The sequence below is a fragment of the Sphingobacterium sp. GVS05A genome, from assembly GCF_019969845.1.
Taxonomy (GTDB): Bacteria; Bacteroidota; Bacteroidia; order Sphingobacteriales; family Sphingobacteriaceae; genus Sphingobacterium.
Window position 1 is genome coordinate 272,519 of the sequence record NZ_JAHXYR010000010.1, and the last position, 24,032, is coordinate 296,550.

Here is a 24,032-nt window from a genome sequence, read left to right on the forward strand (position 1 = left end):
TAGGCTTTGTTGTTTCGTTGCCTTTTACCTATGCATATGTACTTGAGCGGATCAAAAAAGCATAGCCTACAGCATATCATAAAATTAAGCCAATTTAATCAAACCGTATCCTAACCGCACAAGGAATACAAGTTGAAACAGGAAGGTTTAATATTGTATAAATTTGTATTTTTTTACCAATTAAATTATCTGCAACAGCTTTTAACAGCTTCATGTTTTGATTCGCATTTTTCATATCATCGATATCAGATTTTACGACCTGTCCATTTTGCGAAATTGTAAGATGATAAAATAAATTAATTGTTCCATACGGATTATGAAAGACATAGTCTAAATCTTTATATTTTATGCTCATATTACAATTATATTTCTGAACTTTTAAATGTTTAGTATCAAATACAATTTGATTCTTAATGAAGTCAACGATCTTGTTCTTTAGCTGGCGGGACAATATCATAGAAAAATCCTCATTGGAAATTTGTTCAACTTTTGGACCTAACTTTGCATCTTTCATCATTTCTCCCATTGAAAAATATCCCCTTATATCGTTTTTAGGACTTTCTTTATTTTTCCTAGCAGTGGTCCACATTGGATAAGTTTGTCCTCCAATATAACTTATTTTCGAATTATACGGATTTTTCTGATAATCTCGCCAATCCATAAAAATGGTATCATTACTTTTTTGACCAAAGAATTTCACGATATGAACACTGTCCATTAGACCTATCTTATATAAATAAATTGCATTTGATTCTTGAACGACTGCAACAAGAAATGAGCTATCTGGGTTCCTCATGTAGGTTCCATTTGCAGGAACCTTATGCGAGATTCTAGCAGTTGACTGCTGTCGCTTAGTTTCAGAGCTACAGCCAAAAAGAATAAAAATAACCCAAAACGCAACTTTTATATATGACCTATTTGTATTTAATGCTCTCATTCCAAAAAAACAAAGTAAATAGTTTATTATCAGACGGAGTTGTCATGTGGTCTCCACTACTATGATGCAAAAATTAATAAAATTCACACGAAGTCTCTGCAAAAATATTGATGCCCCCGGTTGATTCCAACACGACTATCTAAGTCTATTTTTCTCCCGATTCAAAAGTTTAGCATATTTTCCTATATTTATGCCATGCTCCAAGAGCTCCTGTTATGTCAATTGCTTAATACATCTTAAATCACTTGGAAAATTTGCAGACATCTCTACCATATGATATTGAATCGCTTTTTCAGCAGTATTACAAACAACTCTGTCTATTTGCAAACAATATACTGAATGACGAAGCGTTGGCCGAAGATATTGTCCAGAGCTTTTTCGCCGGTCTCTGTGAGGGACGGAATGCCCTGCCCGAAGATAAAGGTGCACGCAAGGGCTATCTTTTTATTGCCGTCCGAAACAACTGCCTCAAACAGATCCGAAGTGAAAAAGTAAAAAGTAAGTACTTCGATCAGCTCGACAAGGACATGATCGAAGAACAAACGATCATGGATGCTATGATGCAGGCCGAAGTTATCAACCAGCTGATGGAAGCGATCAACCAATTGCCGCAGGGCTGTAAGCAGGTGCTGCACATGGCCATTTTTGAAAAGCTCTCCAACGATGAAATTGCCAATAACCTGACCATTTCCATTAATACCGTCAAAAGTCAGAAAAAAAGAGCGATACAGCTTCTACGCGAGCGTCTGGATAGCCGGATGCTAGCACTCCTATTATTTTTACTACCTGACTAACAACACCTTACACTTTTCTCTATTTTTCCTTCCATCCTTTTACATCCCTTGTGGCTCTTTTAATCAAACAACCGATTGAAGAACATGAAGGATCACCAATTTATACTAGTAGATTACTTAGTAAAGCACTTTAGTGGGACACTAAGTCACACCGATATACAGTCCCTTCAAAAGATCTTTGAAGATGATCCTACCTTGCGCGATCAATGGGAGAAATATACCAGTCAAGGCGTCAAATCCAGCGATGCCCAGTTTTGGAATAGCCTTGACCTCAATCAGGCAAGAGCTAAAATCTTAACCCACGAACCTGCCAAATCCGCAATCCGATCAGTCGGCATTCGCAGCATCCGAAACCTAAAAATCTATGTGGGTATAGCCGCCAGCTTGCTCGTCATTATTGGCATCACGCTGTTCTTAAATACAATACATCAGGATAAACAGATTGTTGCCGATCAAGTATATCAGTATAAAAATGATGTATTACCCGGAGGGCAGAAAGCCACACTGACACTTTCTAACGGTAAGACGGTAGAACTATCCCAGGAGCAAGCGACCTTAAAGGAACAGCATGGTGAACAGCTCCAGATTAGCGATGGACAACTGCATTACAAACAAAACAGCGAGCTGGCAGAACTTGCTACCCTAAAAAATACCTTGACAGTTCCGGCATCCGGTTTCTACCGGATGGTGCTGCCCGATGGCACCAAAGTCTGGGTCAATTCGGCTTCCGAGTTGAGCTACCCTTTGGCCTTCGGCAAATCGATCCGACAGGTAGAACTGCGCGGTGAAGCTTACTTTGAAGTGGCGCACGAAAAAAATCGACCATTTATTGTCCGTACTGCCCATGGTGATATTAAAGTCTTAGGCACCGCTTTCAATCTAACGGCATACAACAGTAGCTCATCCAATGTCACACTGATCAATGGCAGTATTCAGCTGACCAATAGAAACAAGACAACAAAACAGCTAATCCCAGGGCAGAAAGCGGAATTCGATGGCAGTGACATGCGCATCTCCAAAGCGAATATTGAAAAGGAAACCGCTTGGCAGCAGGGCTACTTCTATTTCGAGCATGACCAGATACAGGATATTATGGAGCAACTGGCGCGATGGTATGATATCAAAGTCATTTACCAGGGTCAGATCACCAAGAAAACCTTTGGTGGAAGCATCAGTCGAAGCGTCAGCCTGGCCGAAGCCCTGGAATTAATAAAACGTGGTGCCGGAGTTGAATTCGTCATTGACCAAAAAACCGTCACCGTAAAGAATAAGAATTAAAAGACAAGTAATTATTAAAGGAGGACCTACCTATGATCTAAATATTTACTTAACCAAACTTAGCGGTACCGCGTCAGTCGACGCTAACCAAAGGTACCTGAGTACCTGAATTAAAACCAAAAAACCAACCCTATTGCTGAATATATGAATTACTTTATCAAATGTAAAGATTACTTGTTCGGGAGTCGAATGACCGAACCCAGCTTTACACCCCTCATTTCAAAAAAGGTCAAAGCCACCTTGTTTTTAGGATTACTATTTACCTATGGTGTATATGGTAAATCAGAAGCACAGCAGGTCACCATGCATGTCAACAAAGGCGATCTGAAAACTGTCTTTCAAGAAATCAAAAAACAAACTGGCTATCATTTCTTTTATGACGAAAGCCTCTTTAATGGCTTAAAGATGGTGAGCGTCAATGCCAACAATCAAAAGCTGGAAACTCTCCTTAAGGAACTATCGGACGAACTGCCGGTTGCGTTTGAGATCCACAAAAAACATATTGTCGTGCTGCCCAGCGCACCCAAAAATACCGTCCAGGTGCAACAGCAACAACAATACAGCATTAAAGGCAGATTGACTGCCAGAAAAGACGGAGCCCCTATTGAAAATGCAACGATAAGTTTAAATGGAACTACGACCAGAACATCTTCGGATAGCAAGGGTAACTTTTCACTTAAATCTACATCTGCAGAAGGCAGCCTAACGATTTCCCACCTATCCTTCAAACCGCAGACCGTAAAATTCAGCAGTGCTACTGCCAGCAGCTTAACGATATCACTGGAAGAAAACGACAGCGCGCTGGAAGAGGTTGTTGTTGTCGGCTTCGGTACACAAAAGAAAGTCAATTTAACAGGGGCCATTTCACATGTCGGTAAGGAGGCTTTCGAAAATCGGCCGGTTGCCAATATCGGTCAGGCTTTACAGGGCCTTGTTCCCAACCTGAACATTACTTTTGGAAATGGTTCACCAAACAGTACGCCCGGATTTAACCTGAGAGGCGGTACCTCCATGAACTATAATGCAAATACACAGGTCTTTGAATCCGTCAATGGCGATCCTTTGATCATCATCGACGGCGTAGAAAGTACGACCGGTGCCCTGAATCAGCTCAATCCGAATGACATCATGGACATGTCTTTTGTCAAAGACGCCTCTGCGGCTGCGATCTATGGTACCAAAGCGGCCTATGGGGTCATCCTGGTCCGTACCAAACGGGGAGAGTTTAATCAAAAAGGCAAAATAGCGTACAACTTCGACTCCAATTTTGATACGCCATCGGGGCTTCCTGATATCCTCAACGCCTATGAGATCCAAAAATCAGGTATGGACAGGACATTATGGACAAATGGCAAACCCGGTACGGCAGATGAAAAAAAACTGGAGATGATCCAAAAGTATATGGATAATCCCACGCCAGAAAATGCTTGGTATCAGGAGGGAAACAGCATCATTTGGGTAGCCAATGTCAACCCATTTGAAGAAGCAGTCAAAAAATGGACGCCGATGCAAAAACATACCCTCAATCTCAGTGGTGGTGCAGAGTCCATTAACTACTATATTTCCGGCGGCTTACAGAATCAGTCGGGTATGTACAAGATCAACACTGATAAGCTGAAACGCTACAATGCCCTGATGAATATCAATGCCAAGGTGAATAGCTGGTTCAGTGTTTTTGGAAAGATAGGTTTTGATCAGACTAATTTCAATAGCCCCTATATCGTTGGTGGTAAAGGAAGTATATGGTCTGCCATGATGGGCGAAACGAACAAAAATATCAATATGCCCATCCAGACCGGGCCGAATGATCCTCTGCCAAATACCTATACCGATAATATCCTGGCCTGGCTGAGCTATGGGGCCAACAACCAGTCCACGGATAGAAGGGTATCGCTATTGATCTCGCCCGAATTTACCTTAATACCAAATACACTGAAATTAAAAGCAGACCTCAGTTATCAGCCGCAATCTTACAGCCTGAACCGCTACAGTCCCAAGTTCAACCAAGTCGTGGACTCCTGGCAATTAACCTCCCAACAGGCCGAAGCTGCGGAAAATCGGGCTTATTTTGACAACAATAACACCAATAAATATCTGGTCAACATCTATGCTGATTATAAGAAGACCTGGGCCGGGAAACACAATTTCTCCACTGTCGTGGGGTATAATCAGGAACAGACCAAATTTAATCAGATCACCAATACCTTCCGAAAGTTGATTTCTCCAGATATACAGAACCCTGATGCTGCTGAGGATCCATCTTTGCATACAGTATCCCGGAATGCGTATACGCTTGCTGGACGCGCCCTATTCGGACGAGTGAATTACAACTTCGCTGAAAAATATTTCTTTGAGAGCAATCTGCGCTATGACGGCAGTGCCAAGTTTACTGAAGAAGATCGTTTTGTGACTTTTCCTTCCTTCTCTGCCGGCTGGCGGATCTCGCAGGAGAATTTTATGGAAGGTACAAAAAGTTGGCTCAACGAACTTAAGCTGCGCGGAAGCTGGGGAAAACTGGGCAATCAGCCCTCATCCATCTATCCGTATCAGGCAACCATGGGTACCGGAAAGGCTCCTTACCTGATCAATGGCCAACAGATCGTCTATATCAATCCGCCGGGACTGGTATCTCCCTACCTGACCTTCGAGAAAGCCAGAACCTGGAATATCGGATTGGATGGTACATTTCTCAAAAACCGCCTCGATGTTACTTTTGAGTATTATAATCGTAAAACAACAGATATCCTGACCGATGGCAGTGCTGCCTTCCCAACAGTTTTGGGCACTACTGCACCATTGGAGAACTCGGGAATACTCGAGACAAAGGGATTCGAACTTTCTTTCCTTTGGAAGCAGACCATTAACAGTGAGCTACGCTATCGTGTAGGCCTTAACCTATCCGACTACCTAACCAAAGTACAGCATTATGCTGCCAATACCACCATGATGATTGCAAACCCTCAAGGTAGAGAGGTGATGTATGACGGTAAAACAATCGGTGAAATATGGGGATACCGTACTGGTGGAATACTGCAGGAAAGTGATTTTGTCGGACGAAACGAATCAAATGGCAACTGGATCTACAATGGAGCTAATCAGGGCAACGTTTTTCCGGGTTATATCTGGTATCAGGATCTTGGCGGCCCTGAAGGGATTCCAGACGGTAAAATAGATGCCGGATTGAACACCCTGGCCAATCCGGGTGACCGTGTCGTCATCGGAAATTCCACACCACGTTATCGCTTTGGGATCACTGGAAATGTCCAGTATAAAAATTTCGATCTTGATTTCTTGTTCCAGGGCGTACTCAAGCGGGATGTCTGGACCAGCTTACCTTCTTACTGGGGCGGTGGCGCCGGGTCAAAATGGATGTACGAACGTTCCTGGACACCTGAGCGTACCGATGCGGAGTTTCCGATGTATGGCTCTTCGGTAAACGTGCAGGACCGGTACCTGATCAACGGGGCCTACCTCAGACTGAAACAGGCGGTATTGGGCTATACCTTGCCCAATCAGCTGACCAAACGATTTGGCGTCGAGCGATTACGTTTCACACTTGCCGGTTACAATATTTTTGAAGTCACAAAAATACCGACAATTTTTGATGTCGATCAGATCTCTGCCGATTATCCACAAAAGCGGTCTATTGCTTTTGGTGCTCAAATTGTCTTCTAACTAAACTATTATGAAAAAGAACATATTCAGATTCATCGTCATGGCTGCCGCAACATCCCTGTTGTTGACCCAATCCTGTAACGATAAATTTTTACAGCTAAGTCCCGAAACCGATCTATCGCGGGACAACTCATTACGTACTGAAACGGAATTGACACTCTACCTGAATAACCTCTATAGCCGATATATTCTAGGGCATGGTACGGGCTGGGCAGATGCCAAAGTCAACCCCAATGTTGTCGGCGGCAGCCATCTGCTGGCCAGCGATTTTATGACCGACAATATGGTCCGCTATGGCAATATTAACAGTATGCTGGACAATACCTTTATTCCGCAAAATGCAGGCACCTCAGTCGACTGGACATGGGAAAACCTGCGCTCGGTCAATTATTTTATCCAAAACTACCGCAATGCATTGCCCGCTGTGAATAATGACATTACCCGACTGAACAAATATCTCGGGGAGGCGTATTTCTTTAAATCCATGGATTATTACCGCAAGCTTATGCTGTTTGGTGATGTACCCTGGCTTTCAAGCGATTTCAACATCGACAGTAAGGAATTGTTCAACCCTAGGGATAAGCGCACCGTGGTCGCCGATTCCTTAATCAAGACTATCGATATGGCCATTGCGGGACTAGAAGGCGTCACCGGCCGTCCCGATGGGCGCATCAATCAGGATATGGCACTATTTTTAAAAGCAAGAATAGGCCTGTTCGAGGGCTCCTTTCGCACCTATCACAACGAGTTATCCTTGCAAAGTACAGCAAAATCTTTCCTAGAAGCTTCTGTAGATGCCTGTGAAAAAATCATAGCCACCGGTCGCTATCAATTGTATGCTACGGGTGAAACACCTTACTGGAAACTGTTTACATTCAAGAAAGATCCAAACTCCGACGGCAACAAAGAGGCTATTTTAGCCAAGGTATATGATGGTACTGTGGTGGGCCATGCCACCCAACGGTATTGGGACCAGAACAATAGTGTTTCGGGAGCACGGCCGGCAGGTGGGGCCACACGTGGGCTTATTGACGAATACCTCTGTATTGATGGGAAGCCGATCTATTCTTCGGGATCAGCCGGCAACTATACCGCCAATCCGCTATTCAAGGGCTACGATGGCCTATGGTCCGAACTTGAAAACCGCGATCCGCGCCTAAAGCAGACCATTAATTACCCTGGTGAAAACCGCTCCCTGTTTAACAGAACGGATGGGACCACCAACCTCGAAAAAAATGGGATCACCTATCCCCGACTGTCCTATAATGTCGGTGGCGGCACGACAGTAACGGGCTACCTTCCCATTAAACACTGGATGGGCGACCGGACCGAAAATGAAGCGACAACAAACGGCCAGCAAACGGCTATCGAATTCCGCTACGGCGAAGTACTGCTGATGTTGGCCGAAGCAAAAGCAATATTAGGTACGCTGACCCAGAATGATCTGGATCGCACGATCAATCTGTTGCGCCAGCGCGCAGGATTTGACTTTGCAAAATATCCTGGCAGCAAATTAGAGCTTGGCAACCCGCCTGCAGACCCTAGGCTCGATGAGATCTACGCCACAAAACTGGATTATGCCGTTAGCCCCATCATCCGTGAGATCAGGCGTGAACGTCGTGTAGAAATGGTCTTGGAAGACCGCCGTTACGAAGACCTGATGCGCTGGAAAGCCGGTAACCTGATGACCGTTCCCCTACGTGGAATGAAATTTACAGCCGAAAAAGGAAAACTATACGATGGTACACATACCGCCAAACCGATTATTGCCTTAAAAGAAGAAGTCAATAAAGATATCTTTTTGGATAACAACGGATTTATTATCGCCTATCCAAGGAGTGCGAACATCAGCAATGGTACTGCGCTATGGGCAGATTACCGCTATTATTGGCCCCTGCCTTTATATGATTTAGCTTTAAATGGTAGTCAACTGGTTCAGAATCCAGGATGGTTGGGCGCAAAATAAGGAGGATAAAAAAAATAATATCATGAAACCATCATGATTTATTCAAACCGAGTGAAACGAGTTCATGAATACAACTAAAAAACAAATCATGAATGAATAATCGCACTGGGGAAAGAATAAATCTGATAGCTTCATCACAATTGAAAAACAAACCGAGTGAAACGAGCTCATTTATACCGATGAGATTAACACTTATAAATAATTTATACAGATGAAAATTAGATCAAATATATACCTTTTGCTAAGCTGCCTGTGCGGAAGTTTAGTTTTGCATTCCTGCAAAAAAGATCTTGGTCCGATCAAAGACAATTTAACCGTTCGGGAAGCTATACTTTCGGGAGGATTTATGCAGATCCCCATTAAAATCGGAACACCGCTGCAGATCAATCTGGCAGTCAATCCCGGAAATCGTACCGTAACAGACGCGACCTATAGCAACAAACATCCCGAAATTGCCACTTATAGCAATACAGGTCTGGTTACTGGCTTAGCCGTCGGCAAAGACACCGTCACCATCCGTTCCGGCGAATTGAATGTCTGGTATATTGTCAATGTCACGAACTAATAGCAGACAGTCGGTCAAAAAAATGGTAGAGGTGACCATCGTTAATTTTTGTTTAGTTTGACTATCAGGCCGGATGGCCTGATAGTCTTCTTTTAGTGACCCGGAATATCCCAGCCAAAAACCAACGATAGACAAGCGATAGTAAATAGCAGGTATCAAAGCGATCATGAATGATCGCCTGAAGTTTTTCAATTCGGACTTCTCAAAAAAGCAATTCCAAAACATGAAAAAAATAACGATAAAAGATATTGCCAAGGCCATGGGGTACTCCATAGGTACCATATCCAAAGCGCTCTCAAACAGTCATGAAATCAGCCCGGTAACTAAAGTTGAAATCCAAAAATTTGCCAATGAGCATGGCTATCAATCCAATCAATATGCTAAACTATTGCGTAAGGGGCGAACAAATATTATCGGTATGATTGTTCCTTCGATCGGCAATCCGTTTTTCTCGCAGATTCTCGAAGGCATTGAAAGAGAGATGTCCGAAACGACTTATAACCTGATCATTATGCAGAGTGCGGACGACCCCAAGCTTGAATTGAAACATTTAGAAATGTTGTCAAAAAAGGGGGCAGACGCTGTCGTCATTGCCGCTACAGGGAATAATATTTCGTTAAAATATCTGCAAAATTTAAAAGATCACGGTATCCCTATTGTCCTTATTGACCGGACCAATTATGCTATAAATACTTATAAAATCGGAATAGATAATTTTAAAGTGGTTTACCAGGGAATTTCTCAGCTCATCCATCAAGGCAAAAGAAAAATTCTCTTTATTTCCAATCTATCGCCAGGAACATCAACGGAGCGCCGGCGCGGTTATATTCAATGTCTGCGGGATTTTGACATAGCTTATAATTCAGATTATCTCCTATCGATAGAAACCAATAGCGGAAGAATGGAGGTGCTGGAACGATTAAAAAGTCACATTACACATCTCGTTAATTCAAGTAACCCACCCGAAGCAATTTTTACCGCATCAGATCAACTCACCTATTTAACGTTAGAGGCTTTACAGGTAACCGGAATCGCCGTACCAAATCCCTTGCCCCTTATTGGTTTTGCTAATTTTCAATACACAAATATTTTTCAACCGTCATTGTCAAGCATTGTACAGCCTTCGCATGAAATCGGCTCTCAGGCTTTCGCTATTCTCAATAAAATTTTGGACAGTTCGGATAACGCGATTACAACATCCTATCAAAACATTGAATTACAAGCATCTATCCTGGCACGCAAGTCCTCTGAATAAGTACATCAATTGAAACGTTTTCGTAAGTTACGCAAACGTTTGACTTAAACGCAAATTACTATAAATCAAAATATATTTTCTACTATAGATATGTGTTTTGGTTAGCCCTAACTAACCAATACACATTAACAGTTATAGATTATTTATTTAAAAAATTATGAGAAAACAAACAAAAAAATGGATGCAAATCATTCAGAGAATTGCATTGTCCACCACAGTTCTATCACTTTTTTTCGCCTGCTCAAAACCATTGTCAGAGCAAAATACCACAGAAATCCGACGGACAAAGGCGTCCTCGAACGGTGTTATCGATACGTCCCTGTCCAATCTTAAATTTGTCACCAATCCGGTCAATCTCAATATCATTATGTTTGTACCCACAGACAATCCAGCCTTACCCGGCTACAGAACGCGTCTTTCACAGCTGTTTGTCCATTTCCAGGACTGGCTACATAATGAAATGGGACGCTATGGCTATAGCAATTATCTGGGTCTGGCAAAAGATTCTACAGGTCTGGTCAACATTATTGAAATTCCGGCAGCGGGAGCTCAAGCGGACTACCCCTACAGCTCAGCTATTTCAGCCGGTAAAATTATAAATGAGATCAATGCCTACAAAACCAGCCATCCGGGCCAATTTTCATCCAACAATCACTATTTGGTACTTTTGCCTGCAAGAACAGACGGCGATGGCAGCCAGCCATTCTATGGCTATGGAAAATACTGCTTTGCCGTGGACAATTCCTCCATGTCGGTCAATGGAATTCCAAACCCAAGTTCAAACTACCTCGGCGGTATGCTACATGAGCTGGGCCATGGATTAAACCTACCCCACAACCGTGCTAAATATGTCAGTGAAGAACCTACATTGGGCACATCACTGATGGGAAGCGGCAATGTCAGCTTTAGTAAGGGGCAGCCTACTTTCCTAACCGGCTCCGATGCCGCAATTCTCAGCAGAAATGAAGTTTTTCAATCAGCAGTAGCGACAGCCAGTCCTTACCAGGCCCCCAGTTATTCCATACAACCTCAATTTGCAATTGACAACAGTCAGCAAAAAATCTTTATTACTGGAAATTATACTTCCAATTTACCTGTGAGTGAGATATTAGTCTATATGGATCCCAACGCGAACAACGAAGGTACCGGGGCCAACAAAGATTACAATGCCGTCACCTGGAAATTTACCCCCGTTTCCTCTGGAGTTATCCAAGGAACCATAGACCTCAATGAGCTTTACTACAAAGGCAATACACCTTACGAACTTAAGGTAAAATTATTATTGCAAAATGGCTACACCACTTCCAATGTTTACGACTTCAACTATGTCAACGGGCTTATGACGACCAACCAGGATTCGGTATATACCTATTCCAATGCATCCTATGCGGGTGTGAAAGGCAGCTTTGGCAAAGGGCAATATACCACTTCGGATTTATTGACAAAAGGTGTGACCGACAATAGTATCTCTTCCATTAAAGTTGGAGCAAATGTTAAAGTCACGCTATACAACGGAAATAATTTTACGGGCGATAGCCTCGTCGTAACATCTTCGTCTACCTATCTCTCGACTTTCAACGATAAAGTTTCATCCATGAAAGTACAAAACCGTTAGAGAGGGCCGAGCGCTACGATGAATACTTTCATTTTTAGAAACATAAAAACAATCCTGCTTTTGCTATTTGCTCTGGCAGGATTGAACCTGTTCGGCCAGCCCACACCATGGTTTACCGACGGTAAATTTGGTCTGTTTCTGCACTGGGGGCTATATTCCCAGACGGCAGGCGACTGGAACGGTCATCCCACCAAAGGGGGGGAACATTTTATGCTCTATGAGCGGATCCCCGTCAAGACCTATGCAAAGATCGCAGACCAATTTAACCCGACCGCCTTTGATACCGACCGCTGGGTGCAGATGGCCCATGATGCCGGGATGAGATACATTGTGATTACCGCCAAGCATCACGACGGTTTTGCGATGTACAATTCGGCCGTCAGTGATTATAATATCGTCAAGAGAACCCCATGGGCCAAAGATCCAATGCTGGCGCTCGCGGCGGCCTGCAAGAAATACGGGTTAAAGCTCTGCTTCTATTATTCCCTGGGCCGCGATTGGGCAGATCCCGATGTACCGACCAACTGGCCCACCAAAGCCGGCCGTAGCAATACCTGGGACTATCCCAATGAAGATGCTAAAGACCTGAACAAGTATGTTGAGAACAAGGTCAAACCGCAGCTTCGCGAACTGCTGACACAGTACGGTCCCATCGGTATTATCTGGTTTGATACACCCGAGCTGATTACCAAAAAACAGAGTCAGGAGATCCGGGATCTGATCCATTCCATCCAGCCCGAATGCATTATCAACAGCCGGATCGGCAACGGCCTTGGCGATTATGCCGTCGTCGAGCAAACGCTAGTTTCAACAGCACGCAAGAACTGGGAAGCCTGTATTACGATGAGTGAAAACTGGGGGTACAACAGGCATGATCAGAAATGGAAAAGCCCCGAACTGCTGATTCGCAATCTCATTGAGGTCGTCAGCAAAGGAGGCAATCTGCTGCTCAATGTCGGTCCTAAAGGCGATGGCAGCTGGCCTGTCGAAAGCCAGGAAAACCTACAAGCTATAGGTGCCTGGATGAAGGTCAACGGCGAAGCCCTATACGGTAGCAGCGTCTGGAACGGGCGGAAAGAAATCGCAGCAGTGCAAACAGCAAAAAAGGAGTCCGACAAAGATAAAGGTGGCATGAAGGACGCTGTCAATGATGCAACCCCGAAAGAAATTGTATCAGACTATCGTTTTACCCAGAAGGGGAATGTTGTCTATCTCTTTGTACGGAGCCCATCAACGGCGACGATTGACATTCCAGAGCTTGCCAAAAACAAACTTGCGATCAGCGCGATCAACCTCCTCGGCAGTCCATCGAAGGTCAAATGGACACATGGCAAAGATGTCCTACAGCTGTCTTTACCGACAGTCAAAGACAAAAATATACCGATTTATGTCTATAAAGTCGATGCGAAGTAGCGTTTCCCTGATCTTACCGCCGTCAATTAGCCTGTTAGGTAAAACCAAAGGCAGCCAATCTTTAGGAGATAGGCTGCCTTTTTAACATAGATGCAATTCGATCAAAACTACCAAGGACTAAACCGTCGCAGCCCTTTGATCGTTATAGATGATAGGGAAAAATCCTTCGCAACTTTTAATTGGAAGACATAATCACAAATAATTGCAACGCATAATTACAAATTTCAAATTTATTGGATCACACCTCCCAAAGTCGGATCGACACCAACTCTCGGGTTGCTTAAGCCTGTTTTAAATGCGCCTATAGCCTCCTGTCCATTGGTAAAGCGCCAATCTGTTTCCTTATTGATATTAAACCATACGAAACTTCTTATTTTGGGAAACTGTGTTTCTAGCTGGGCAAACATATCGTTGATCCATGTCGCTTTATCGCCGCCCGTCGATGAACAGCCCATTTCAGCAATAAAAATCGGTTTGCTGGGATAAGTCGTAGTTAACTTATGATAAAGTGGACCGAAAACCTGCGCAAAAGACTGCCAGGAAGACCAGCTTTGGGAGGTCCCAAAATTGTAACCAACTTCGGTATTCATTTGTGGATTATGCACCCCAATTCAAAACTTCTTCACTGAAAATCAATGCACCTATAAATTCATCTGAAATATTATTTTGCCTAAATAACTTTCGCAAGGAGGATATCAACTGCAATTTAAGATGGAAGCCAGCACCTCATCCCGTAGATTTCGGGCGATCGGAATTTTGTAATCTCCGATATGCAACTGATTACCTTCTATGATTGCTATCCTACTTTTATTGACAAGATAGGATCGGTGACAGGCGATAAAGTGGTGAGCTGGCAGCGTGCTCATCATCTGTTGGAGGCTGCAATACGTCACTTCACGCGAATCTATCGTCTGCACGATCACATAGTTGCCCATACTCTGCACGAATAGAATATCGTGAAGAAAAATCTTCTTTAACTGTTTATCCACCTTCAGAAAAATATGCGCATCGGGAGAAGTTGCCAACATACCTGCCGATGGAGCAGCGGTGCTGAGCACATCTAATGCCCGATTGGCGGCCTTAAAGAAGCGTTCAAAGGGCACTGGCTTTAACAGATAATCGACAATTTCCAGCTCATAGCCGCGCAATGCATACTTTTCGTAGGCAGACACAACGATTATCTTGGGCGGATTGCTTAAGCTGGCTATATAATCTAAGCCCGATATCTCCGGCATCTCAATATCAAGAAAGATAAGATCAAGGGGATGCGAACGCAGATATTGGCTCAACTCGATCGCATCTTCACATTCAACAACAAGCTTCAGAAAATCTATTTTTTCGATGTATGATGCGATTCCTTTGCGCGCAAAAGGTTCGTCGTCAACTATAGCACATTTGATCTCCCTCATAAACGATTATATATCAAGTATTAACTCAGCAAAAAAATGCGTTGTGTCGGCATGCGTATTCAAGGTATGTCGCTGCGGATAGAGCAATGCCAACCTCTTTTTCAGATTGGTAAGTCCTGCCCCCGACTCAGCTATCCTAGCCCGGGGAATTACTGGCTCAACAGCAGCTGTCCCGGATAAACTGTTTGAAATGCTAAAGCATATTTTAGTTGTTTGACGTTTGAGACAGATCGCTATCTCGTACTGCCCACGCACATATTTGAAGGCATTTTCTATCAAAGGCTGAAAAAGTAAAGGATGGATGCTGACACCTGTCCAATCCTCGTCAATGTCTTTACGCACGCTCAATCTTGCCGTCAACCGCTGCTGTTGAAACGCAATATAAGATTTTAAAAATGCAAGTTCCTGCTCCATGGATACCTTTTCATCCACCGTATAAATCTGGTAGCGCAACAGTTCCGAAAGCTGTTCGACACTTTTTTTTGCCAATGTATTTGATTCATCAATTTGAAAATAGACCGTGTTGAGTGCATTGAATAGAAAATGTGGATGGTATTGAGTTTTCAATAATTGCAATTCGGTATTTAGCTTGTCAGCTTTGATTTGTTCAACATAGATACGATTGTCGGCTATATTCCTGTCGCTACGCTCATTCCGCAAAAACATGTAGTAAAGCAGAAACAAGGGAACATAAATCGCATTAACCAATATATAATCAATATAACCATCCCCCATATAGATCCAACCCAGGTGTTCGGACACGAAGACCGTTGGATTCAATATCCCCATGATTTGCGCAATGGCAATGATATACTCGATCGTTACATTTGCTGTAACAACGGGCTTTGCCGCAAAGATCCGAGCAAGTCTACGCCGCCACAGCAGTGTTATGACGTAACAAAAAATCACCGAGATGAGCAGTCCCACCGAATGGATCTTAATACCACCAGACCAAAATTCATCTTTCTTGGTTAAATCGGTCACGACACGAAGAATATTGAAAGAAGCGATACCCCAGAGCGCCGGGCCTAGATATTGTATGGGGTTTACGCTTAATTTTGCTATGATCGCTCTCATGACATCAATAATTAATACGGCTATTTTCTTCCAATCGGTCATTGGCACGGTCGCTTTTTAGGTTAGCTTTCTTTCCGCGATGTAATCGATAGGAAAGATTGATCCCCAAGGCTCTACTGTCGTACAACTCACGATACTTCCCTTCCATAGCATCACTGCTAAAAATTATTTTCGGCCTGTTGGTCCTGAAAAGGTCATTGGCATAAATATACAAAGTTAATTTATCTTGCAAGAAGGTTTTGCGTACCGCCGTATTCATAGACCAAAGGGAAGCCATGGTGGCCTGCCCCTCGGCAGTAGACCCGTTCCAGAAACCATTGAGGTCGAGGCTGAGTTTAAAAGGCAGACTTACCGTATTCTGTACCTGCAAAGAAGGAACCAGCCGCCTGTTGCGATGTACATCAGTTGCCGTCAGCCACTCAAAAGAGGTATAGTTCAGGTTCCCGTTCAGCTGTATATTCCACTTTTTCAGGGGGGAAATACTGGCCGCATTGAACCGCAGACCAACATTGGATGCATGCTCGAGATTCATCGGCATAACGACAGTCCGCCTTTGCTCGTCCAGGTTGTAGCTCTTGCTGATCGCATTTTGCCGCAGGTTATAGCGCAGCTGCAACGAATAGCTGTTTTTAAACAGCCAGGTCAGTTCCATCGTATGGACAAACTCGGGCTTCAATGCTGAGTTTCCCTTCTCGTACAAATAGGGGTCATTGACTTCAATAAAAGGGCTCAGGTCTTTGAAATTGGGACGATTGACCCGTCTGTGGTAATTGACCGAAAGCTTTTGTTTCGTATCCAGTGCATAGGTCATCGTCAGGTTGGGAAAGAAATTTTTATAGGATCTTAGCATGGTAAAATCTGTATCCTTGTCATTTGTGGTCCTGCTCTTAAAAGCAGCATCCTCAAAACGTAGCCCCACATCGATTTGAAAGAAGTCCGATGGGCTGAACTGCGTCTGCATAAATAGTGCTTTCAGCTGCTCCTCATGCCCGAATGTATTGGTCAGATCGGCACGCCCTTGCCAACTGTTGTCATTAGCTTGCTGATAAAATGAATTGGTGCGCATATTTACCTGCGTCAATTTTCCACCAAAGGAGGTTGTCATATTTGGCCAGATGTCGAGCATGTATTTCGACTGTATCGTCGTAATAGTAACCTTTCCTCCCGTCTCACCGCGGAGTTTCTGTTGCAAGGCCACTACTGAACCATCAGCCCCAAATTTGTCCAGCAGCTGGTCTTGGGTTTCGGATTGTTTAAACTGTTGCCGGTCAAGATAATTTTCCCATTTGGAGCCAGCACCAAGTTGGATCGTTAAATGAGCTCCTGTACTAAAGTTATTAAAGGTATGCCCTAAGACATTTCCTGTTGCTATAGTGGAGTCCACCTTTGAAGAGCTGTCAAAGAAATTAGAACGGACAGCTTCCTGTTTGGTCCGTTCATGATCGTTGATAAGCACATAGGCACCCATTTTCACTTGATCATTTGGCGCATAATCGAGCGTGCCGTTGTAATAATGATTGCGATAATTTCTCTTTCTGACGGCGTCCATATCCAATCTTAATGCATTGCTCCCCATATCCCCCCCATTGTTGATATACCTGGTCGAATTAACATCAATTAATTCCGTTCCATTTGCAAAAGAATAGGTATGCGACATAGTCAATTTGGACATATTGGCTGCGATGGCAATATTTTGGAAGGTCCTGCTATATTTTCCCTGTTCGGCATTGGTCGATAAAGATACGCTGAGGCCACCTGCCGTCCGGTTGGCTCGTTTTAGATTGATAAACCGGGCATCACCGTTGGCATCCATTGTAGCATCTGGTTGCGTAATAAGTTCAACAACATCGAGCGATGCAGCTGGCAGGGAGGATAAATAATTGATCAGATTTTCGCCATCCATAAAATTTGTTTTGCCGTCGACCAGCAGCTGAATGCCTGCTTGCCCGTTTAAACTGATCTTACCGTTTGCTAAAATGCTCACACCAGGCATTCTGCGCAGCAGCTCCAGCGCACTGCCCGAAGAACCGGCGCTGCCTTTAGCCACCTGATAAGTCAGCTTGCCGGGAGCAATCTTGATGGGGTCAACCCGCCCTGACACTTCGACCTCCTTCAACCGTATCGATTTAATGGTGGTCGTATCCTGCAAAAAACAGCCAGTCTCCCCATAAGCCGTACGGCAAGCAAACAGCATTGTGGCAAACTGCAGATAGATTAATTTTCGGATCATTATTCGTATTCTTTAATTTGAATACGAATGTATAGGCCTAACAGTGATTGCCTAAATAATTTATTCGAACGGTACGATTTGCGGGATGAATGGCCACAGCTAAGAGCAGGTACCCAGAGGCATCGGTAAAATAGCAACAATGCAAGAGCCAAAAAAGCCACATCTCCCGACGTGGCCTTCACTTAAATAAACATAAACATAAACATATGAACCACCACCTAATTTAGCGGTTTTAACTAACTCTTATTTCACATTCACATTAAATGTAAACGTCGCTTGCACGGTTTTCGTTCCTTCGTACGTATACAGCATTGCCTGCTTAATGGTGTATTTCTTTCCAGTGGTCAAAGCCCCCGGATACTGTCCGATGGAGAACGTAATCGTACTGGCGTTAAATTCTGAAAATAAGGCCGCATTGGCTCCCCAGTTGGTGACAGCCCCAGCAGCAGTGAACCAATGCCCGTAGCCTGTGGCCGTATTGTTGGGATTTAAACTTCCATTCGATTCCACCGCATAGAACTTAATTTTCCCGCCGCTCATCAAACTCGATAGGTCTGCTGAAGATATGGCAAAAGCTTCACCAAGCTGAGCAGCATTGACACTCACTTGTGTACCCGAATACCCTGTGGCATCTGCCGGGAAGCTCAAGTCATAATTCAACGCGATATCTTTGGGCTGGCTGCTCACCTCATTGTATCCTGTCGCTGTGGTACCCTGAATTTTAATTTCGTAAGGCCATTGTTCATCATTGCTATCGTCATCATCCCAGGCATGTGGTTGGTAAACAGATGGGGCACCTGTTACAACAAACCACAGCTTGCTACAATTGGCCGGAACAGTAAACGCTACTGTATTCTCCGTACCCTCCGTCCTATCACCGTAGACCCGCGTGCCATCTTTTAACAAAGCCACATAGCCATATCGCCAACCTGTACGGCTAGCATCCACCGCGTTGAATCCAGCAGCATTTGGCAGCCCCTTAAAAGCCACCGCAACCTTGGTTCCCGCAGCCGGAACTTCCAATGGAATCACATTGTAACCCGTAGTACCCGGACAGCGATCATAGCTGACGCGGAGACTTCCATTGGACTGCCGGGTAAATTTGGTCGTCAGCTTACCGATATAATTTTTTCCATAGTCCCTGATACTGTTCAGGTCCCAGGTGACAAAGCGGGTCGCCGCATCATAGATCTCATTGTTGAGTTGCTTCACATCGATACCCGTTATACGCATATAGGCCTGCACCGGATCTTCGGGTTTTAAAGCCTCCCGCCAGATCCGGCCTATCATATCGATGCCATGTTTACTGGTCCAATACCAATGGATAAAATAGCTGGCATAACGATATTTCTCGTGATGAATATGGCGATGATAATTTTCGGTATAAACTGTAAAATCATGTCCGGAGAACGCTTGATCTGGATAAGTTTGGTAGGCCTGCCATTGCGCTGTCTGCTCCCAAAACCCGTTGCCGCTCGTTCCGCCAAAGCCGTATCGAAATCCATGCCCCCCTTTTAAGTCTGCAAATACCTGATATTGAAAACTATGCCCGATCTCGTGAGCAATCACAGCACCCACAGGCTTACAGGTGGCCGGATTAACCCACAGTGCCCCGATGGTGTCGTCATAACCGCCACCATAAGCCATCCATTCTGTTGTGTAATGAACAAAAATCATCATTTTATACTTATCCAGATTGGATCGGTTCACCTTACGTTCTGCAAACTTCAGCGTGTTGACATTCAATGCGTAGAACTGTTCGGCCTTGGCCAAGAGATCATCAATATCGACACGGTATTCTTCCGGTACAGCGCTGGCATTGGGATCGTTCTTCCCATAGCTTGCACCCCAGAACACGATAAAATGCTCCGACTGACGGCTGCGCGAATAGGACCATTTACTGCCCTTATCGTTATAATCCATCCCAGCAAATTCCTTTGGATTGTAAATTTGCAAAGAATCTGTCCCCACTGTAACGGGCGGTGTAGTGACCTCTTCCTCGACGGGAAGGGGTACTTCTTTTTTGCTGCATCCCTGCGAAACTAACACCAGCGCTGAGACCAGTGTCAGCAGGAATTTATTCAATAGTTTACTTTTCATCATTTCAGCTTTTAATGGGTAGAGATCAACTATGTGTGATGGTCAAAAAACGGAAGCGAACGATGTAGGTACCACTTCTGTAGAATTTGATGGTCGATACCGGGTTGAGATTACGCCCCAGCGTAGTCGCCGTCCCCACAACGCGGTAATAAGAAATAGGATCACCCGACCAAAATTCTGTACCTACATAAGTACCGTTCATGATGGGGTATACCAGGCCCGATACGTCAGGATAGCGATAGACCAAGCCCGTATCAGTGACTTCCTCCGGATAATAAGGAGACCAGTTTTTGAAAGTAGGCCGGTCTCCACGCTTGATGATCTCGCCTTTTTTGGGATTGAATGGCTTGCCGTTTTTATCTTCCCATTGATATACAATTTTGTTTTCCCCTTCAGCCTGATGTTCTACACTGATCTCATAATCTGTATAAGGTAAAAAATTGGATTCGGCGCCATAGTCCGAACTCGTGCATGACTTAAATAAAATATCCTCCTTTTTTGCACCGATAATATTAAAATCGAGGATATTTTTAAATTTTTTCTGTCCGGCAATATTGCTTACCTCTACATCGATCGTGTACTGTCCCGGGGTCACAAATTGCGTTGCCTGTGTAAACCCTACCCGGCCACCGGTAGCATTGAGCATCATTGGTGGATATTTAGCCTTGCCAATCTTCGCTTTCAACAGCTCCAGGGTGGTATCCCGCCAGGTGATCTCAGCAAGATAAGTGGATATCTCATGCTCTTTTGAAAACGCTGTTGTCAGTTCGCCGGTTTCCTTGTTCCGTACAGCAAGCAGGTTCACCGTCAGCGGGGTTGTGCTTCCATTGGCAACAATGGCATCCGTGTACACCACCGCCCCCTGGTTGACTTGCAGATTTTCAACATTATAGCGCATATTTTCACTTAAATAACCGATTTGGTCACTCTTGCAGGAATCCAATAGCAATAGGGATAAACCTGCTAAGCCGATTATAAAACTTCGTTTTTTCATCTGTTTTATTTTTTCATGTGTGACGAAGCTATCCGATTGATCCAGCATTGCTACAGAATCAATCCAGCTAGTTTCATAATTTATTTGATCTTAATGTTGAATACAAAAACAGCATTCAAATCACCTTTTGTTTTCGACTTGTACATGAGGGATTGTCGGACGGTATAGGTGCTACCCACAGTTGTTTGCCCTGGATATTGCAGCACATTAAAGGTCATCGTTGATGTTGCCAGCTCCGATACAATGCGTGCATCGGTGCCCCATGAGCAAGTTTGCCCTTTCGCATCGAACCAGTGCCCTGGTGCATTTGCGGTACTGTTTGCATTTAAGCTGCCATCTGGTTGCACGGCGTAGTACGTGATATCCTTGCCCACCAGCGCAGGTATTGCCCCACTTTCCACGCCATAAAAGCGGGCTAAGCGCGGAAGCAGTACATCTACTGTTGTGCCTGTATAACCCGCTGCATCATATTTAATGCTCAGGTCATAGGTAAAGGTGAGCGTAGAGCCAGTCTCCACAATTTTAGGCCCCGTGAGGATACGCGGCACAAAATCACCAATAAACGTATGTGTATTGGCCAACACATTCAGCGTCGTTCCTGAGGCTGTTTTAATCCCGGTAGTCTGACAGTATACCCGCATATCCGCCTGATCATCTTCTTTGACCGTAACAATACCGTCGGGACTGATCTGATCCGCCTCGCCGCGTACTTTGACGTAGTACAAATAATAAACGGGCTGCGAAGACCAGGCTGCCTTGGGCTGCTTTTGCCTATGATAGAAAAATCCACCCACATTGGCCGCATTGCTGATCGTCGTATACGCTGTGCTGGCCGTTTCCAAATCGTAAGGCGCATCGTTGTAGATGTATCCCCTGACTGAGTCTACAGGGATTTCATTCAAAAACTGGTCAAAAGAATACTGCGCATTTTCATCCACATACTTGACCGAGTCGGTCTTTTGTTTATAATAGCGGTTGACCGAATAATCCGAGGGAGCCCAAAAAGTCTTCGCTTTGTTAATTTCATCTTTCAGTTTAAAATGGTCAATCACCAGCAGCAAGGTATCAAACATCCCATGGGGATGAGCGGCCAGGTAGTCGTAAGTAGACAGATTGACTTCGGCTGTATGGAGACCGTCATCCGTCAGATAAGCCGCTTTCTTGCAACCGATCACTGTCAGTCCAAAAGCCAGCAGCAACGCAAATCGATATAAGGTTTTCATTTTTTTCAAGTTTAGTGGTTTACATATTGACAGTTCCCCAGTATGGCGTCTGATTCAGCAAAGGATTGGTTGACAACAACGATGGGTCGAATGGCCAAAAATATTTCTTCGCATTAAATTGCGCCTGGTTCATTTTGCCCTCCGGAAATTTATAGACATTGAAGTGTTTATACAACCTCACAAGATCGTAATAGCGATGACCTTCCAAAAACAGCTCACGTGCTCTTTCGCTAAAGATGGCCTCAATAAGCGGTTCTTCGTTTGTGTTGGCAGGCAATCCTGCTTGCGTCCGGATTTCATTTAAGATGGTTTCTGCAGCACTGTTTTTACCTGTTGCGGCCAGTCCCTCTGCCATAAGCAGCTTAATATCGGAATACCGAAAGATGATGATGTTATTTTTAAATATCGCATTGGCATTTGACGCATTACTCGAGAACTTAACATTCGCATATTTCGTACACAGCGCATAGTTACCGTTATAGGCAATATCAAACACACTTTTAAATCGCTTATCGTTGTTGTCCTTGAAGAGCGTTTTAATGTAATCCTGACTGATTCTTAAAATTGGATCCGTTAAAAACCGAAAATAAGGCCCGGCTAGCGAAAAATATCCTATTCCCCTATTGGTACCTTCGTTTTCACCATTTTGGGAGATCTCAAAGATACCTTCATTGGATTTTCCCTGATAGATACTGCGGTAATTCAGGCTATCCCTTCCCACAAAAGAATACTGACCGCTTTCCAGTACCGATTTAGCCGCCTCGATGCAGTCGGCATATTCGCCCCGCCAGGCACTCAGATGTGCCTGAAGGGCAAGTGCTGCTCCAGTATTTGCACGCAATGCAAAATCATTTTGGTCGATATTGCTCCATTTCAGTAAGGTCAAAGCTTTGGATAAATCTGCCTGGCTCTGATCCAGCACATCGCTCTCTTTGCTTGCTGGCAGATTTACAGCATCTATTGGCAATACAGATTCTGTTATAATTGGCACGGTACCCCATACCCTCGCCATATAGAAATACGCAAATGCGCGCACAAAATAAGCTTCGCCGATGTAATAATCCCTGACCGACGCGTCATTAAAAGCATTTTCATCCATTTTAGGAAGCCTCTGGATCACGCGGTTGGCCTGGTCTATGGCCTGATAAAAGATATCATAGCGCCGCAGTTGATACGCGGGCCGCCAAGTTTCCGAGGCTGCTACAGACGTGTTGAGCTGCATATTAACAATTGGATTAATATCTTGATCGGTCGAAGACGTAATTTCGTCCGTGGGCAAATCGCCATAGGCATAGAAAGCCATCCCGTTGGCCTGGTTTAGGGCCTTGCGCAAAAGCGCATACATGGCGTTGGTTGCGCTATTGGCATCTTCCTGCGTTTTCCAGAAGTTCTCATCCGTTGCCGAACTGACAGGCTCAATGTCCAGAAACTTGGAACAGCCCGAAGCGAGATACATGAAAGCACTCAGCATTAAAAACAATATTTTTCTTTTCATCTCTAA

The 24,032-nt window shown here is 44.2% G+C and carries 17 protein-coding genes; 8 read left to right on the plus strand and 9 right to left on the minus strand.

The window, feature by feature from the left end; all coding sequences use genetic code 11:
* Positions 1–94 precede the first annotated feature (94 nt).
* The gene (locus LC454_RS23010; RefSeq protein ID WP_223584792.1) at positions 95–937 is read right to left on the minus strand and encodes a hypothetical protein; all 843 of its coding nucleotides are present in this window, start codon (positions 935–937) and stop codon (positions 95–97) included.
* Positions 938–1,182: 245 nt separating this feature from the next.
* Between LC454_RS23010 and LC454_RS23015 the strand changes: the two genes are divergently transcribed.
* From LC454_RS23015 to LC454_RS23050, 8 genes are all read left to right on the plus strand, one after another.
* The gene (locus LC454_RS23015) at positions 1,183–1,731 is read left to right on the plus strand and encodes an RNA polymerase sigma-70 factor (protein WP_223584793.1); all 549 of its coding nucleotides are present in this window, start codon (positions 1,183–1,185) and stop codon (positions 1,729–1,731) included.
* Between the two features lie 84 nt (positions 1,732–1,815).
* The gene (locus LC454_RS23020; protein WP_223584794.1) at positions 1,816–3,009 is read left to right on the plus strand and encodes a FecR family protein; all 1,194 of its coding nucleotides are present in this window, start codon (positions 1,816–1,818) and stop codon (positions 3,007–3,009) included.
* A gap of 144 nt (positions 3,010–3,153) precedes the next feature.
* Positions 3,154–6,684 carry a SusC/RagA family TonB-linked outer membrane protein gene (locus tag LC454_RS23025; RefSeq protein WP_223584795.1) on the plus strand — a complete coding sequence of 1,177 codons (3,531 nt, stop codon included), beginning with the start codon at positions 3,154–3,156 and terminating at the stop codon, positions 6,682–6,684.
* A gap of 10 nt (positions 6,685–6,694) precedes the next feature.
* Positions 6,695–8,650, plus strand: a complete 1,956-nt coding sequence (locus LC454_RS23030; RefSeq protein ID WP_223584796.1) for a RagB/SusD family nutrient uptake outer membrane protein — start codon at positions 6,695–6,697, stop codon at positions 8,648–8,650.
* Between the two features lie 211 nt (positions 8,651–8,861).
* Positions 8,862–9,215 carry an Ig-like domain-containing protein gene (locus tag LC454_RS23035; RefSeq protein WP_223584797.1) on the plus strand — a complete coding sequence of 118 codons (354 nt, stop codon included), beginning with the start codon at positions 8,862–8,864 and terminating at the stop codon, positions 9,213–9,215.
* A 223-nt stretch (positions 9,216–9,438) separates the two neighbouring features.
* Positions 9,439–10,470, plus strand: a complete 1,032-nt coding sequence (locus tag LC454_RS23040; protein ID WP_223584798.1) for a LacI family DNA-binding transcriptional regulator — start codon at positions 9,439–9,441, stop codon at positions 10,468–10,470.
* Positions 10,471–10,627: 157 nt separating this feature from the next.
* Positions 10,628–12,085, plus strand: coding sequence for a hypothetical protein (locus LC454_RS23045; protein ID WP_223584799.1), 1,458 nt, complete (start codon positions 10,628–10,630; stop codon positions 12,083–12,085).
* Between the two features lie 18 nt (positions 12,086–12,103).
* Positions 12,104–13,498, plus strand: a complete 1,395-nt coding sequence (locus LC454_RS23050; protein WP_223584800.1) for an alpha-L-fucosidase — start codon at positions 12,104–12,106, stop codon at positions 13,496–13,498.
* Between the two features lie 230 nt (positions 13,499–13,728).
* On the opposite strand, the gene LC454_RS23055 is transcribed toward LC454_RS23050, so the two are convergent.
* The 8 genes from LC454_RS23055 to LC454_RS23090 form a co-directional block, all read right to left on the minus strand.
* On the minus strand, positions 13,729–14,088 hold the full coding sequence (locus LC454_RS23055; RefSeq protein WP_223584801.1) for a hypothetical protein: 360 nt from the start codon (positions 14,086–14,088) through the stop codon (positions 13,729–13,731).
* A gap of 105 nt (positions 14,089–14,193) precedes the next feature.
* Positions 14,194–14,907 carry a LytR/AlgR family response regulator transcription factor gene (locus LC454_RS23060; RefSeq protein ID WP_223584802.1) on the minus strand — a complete coding sequence of 238 codons (714 nt, stop codon included), beginning with the start codon at positions 14,905–14,907 and terminating at the stop codon, positions 14,194–14,196.
* A 6-nt stretch (positions 14,908–14,913) separates the two neighbouring features.
* Entirely contained in the window at positions 14,914–16,026 is a 1,113-nt protein-coding gene (locus LC454_RS23065) for a sensor histidine kinase (RefSeq protein WP_223584803.1), read from the minus strand.
* A complete protein-coding gene (locus LC454_RS23070) occupies positions 15,989–18,214 on the minus strand; it encodes a TonB-dependent receptor domain-containing protein (protein ID WP_223584804.1) in 2,226 nt (741 codons plus the stop codon). The genes LC454_RS23065 and LC454_RS23070 overlap by 38 nt, the downstream gene beginning before the upstream one ends.
* A gap of 243 nt (positions 18,215–18,457) precedes the next feature.
* Positions 18,458–20,317 carry a DUF4859 domain-containing protein gene (locus tag LC454_RS23075; RefSeq protein WP_223584805.1) on the minus strand — a complete coding sequence of 620 codons (1,860 nt, stop codon included), beginning with the start codon at positions 20,315–20,317 and terminating at the stop codon, positions 18,458–18,460.
* A gap of 22 nt (positions 20,318–20,339) precedes the next feature.
* Positions 20,340–21,308, minus strand: a complete 969-nt coding sequence (locus LC454_RS23080; protein WP_223584806.1) for a hypothetical protein — start codon at positions 21,306–21,308, stop codon at positions 20,340–20,342.
* Between the two features lie 80 nt (positions 21,309–21,388).
* A complete protein-coding gene (locus tag LC454_RS23085) occupies positions 21,389–22,531 on the minus strand; it encodes a DUF4859 domain-containing protein (RefSeq protein ID WP_223584807.1) in 1,143 nt (380 codons plus the stop codon).
* Positions 22,532–22,550: 19 nt separating this feature from the next.
* Positions 22,551–24,026 (minus strand): RagB/SusD family nutrient uptake outer membrane protein, encoded by a 1,476-nt coding sequence (locus tag LC454_RS23090; protein WP_223584808.1) that lies wholly within the window; start codon positions 24,024–24,026, stop codon positions 22,551–22,553.
* Between the last annotated feature and the right edge of the window lie 6 nt (positions 24,027–24,032).

Coding starts and splice junctions, on each gene's coding strand:
- LC454_RS23010 (WP_223584792.1), bottom strand. CDS start 937: ATGAGAGCATTAAATACAAATAGGTCATATATAAAAGTTGCGTTTTGG.
- LC454_RS23020 (WP_223584794.1), top strand. CDS start 1,816: ATGAAGGATCACCAATTTATACTAGTAGATTACTTAGTAAAGCACTTT.
- LC454_RS23025 (WP_223584795.1), top strand. CDS start 3,154: ATGAATTACTTTATCAAATGTAAAGATTACTTGTTCGGGAGTCGAATG.
- LC454_RS23030 (WP_223584796.1), top strand. CDS start 6,695: ATGAAAAAGAACATATTCAGATTCATCGTCATGGCTGCCGCAACATCC.
- LC454_RS23035 (WP_223584797.1), top strand. CDS start 8,862: ATGAAAATTAGATCAAATATATACCTTTTGCTAAGCTGCCTGTGCGGA.
- LC454_RS23040 (WP_223584798.1), top strand. CDS start 9,439: ATGAAAAAAATAACGATAAAAGATATTGCCAAGGCCATGGGGTACTCC.
- LC454_RS23045 (WP_223584799.1), top strand. CDS start 10,628: ATGAGAAAACAAACAAAAAAATGGATGCAAATCATTCAGAGAATTGCA.
- LC454_RS23050 (WP_223584800.1), top strand. CDS start 12,104: ATGAATACTTTCATTTTTAGAAACATAAAAACAATCCTGCTTTTGCTA.
- LC454_RS23055 (WP_223584801.1), bottom strand. CDS start 14,088: ATGAATACCGAAGTTGGTTACAATTTTGGGACCTCCCAAAGCTGGTCT.
- LC454_RS23060 (WP_223584802.1), bottom strand. CDS start 14,907: ATGAGGGAGATCAAATGTGCTATAGTTGACGACGAACCTTTTGCGCGC.
- LC454_RS23065 (WP_223584803.1), bottom strand. CDS start 16,026: ATGACCGATTGGAAGAAAATAGCCGTATTAATTATTGATGTCATGAGA.
- LC454_RS23070 (WP_223584804.1), bottom strand. CDS start 18,214: ATGATCCGAAAATTAATCTATCTGCAGTTTGCCACAATGCTGTTTGCT.
- LC454_RS23075 (WP_223584805.1), bottom strand. CDS start 20,317: ATGATGAAAAGTAAACTATTGAATAAATTCCTGCTGACACTGGTCTCA.
- LC454_RS23080 (WP_223584806.1), bottom strand. CDS start 21,308: ATGAAAAAACGAAGTTTTATAATCGGCTTAGCAGGTTTATCCCTATTG.
- LC454_RS23085 (WP_223584807.1), bottom strand. CDS start 22,531: ATGAAAACCTTATATCGATTTGCGTTGCTGCTGGCTTTTGGACTGACA.
- LC454_RS23090 (WP_223584808.1), bottom strand. CDS start 24,026: ATGAAAAGAAAAATATTGTTTTTAATGCTGAGTGCTTTCATGTATCTC.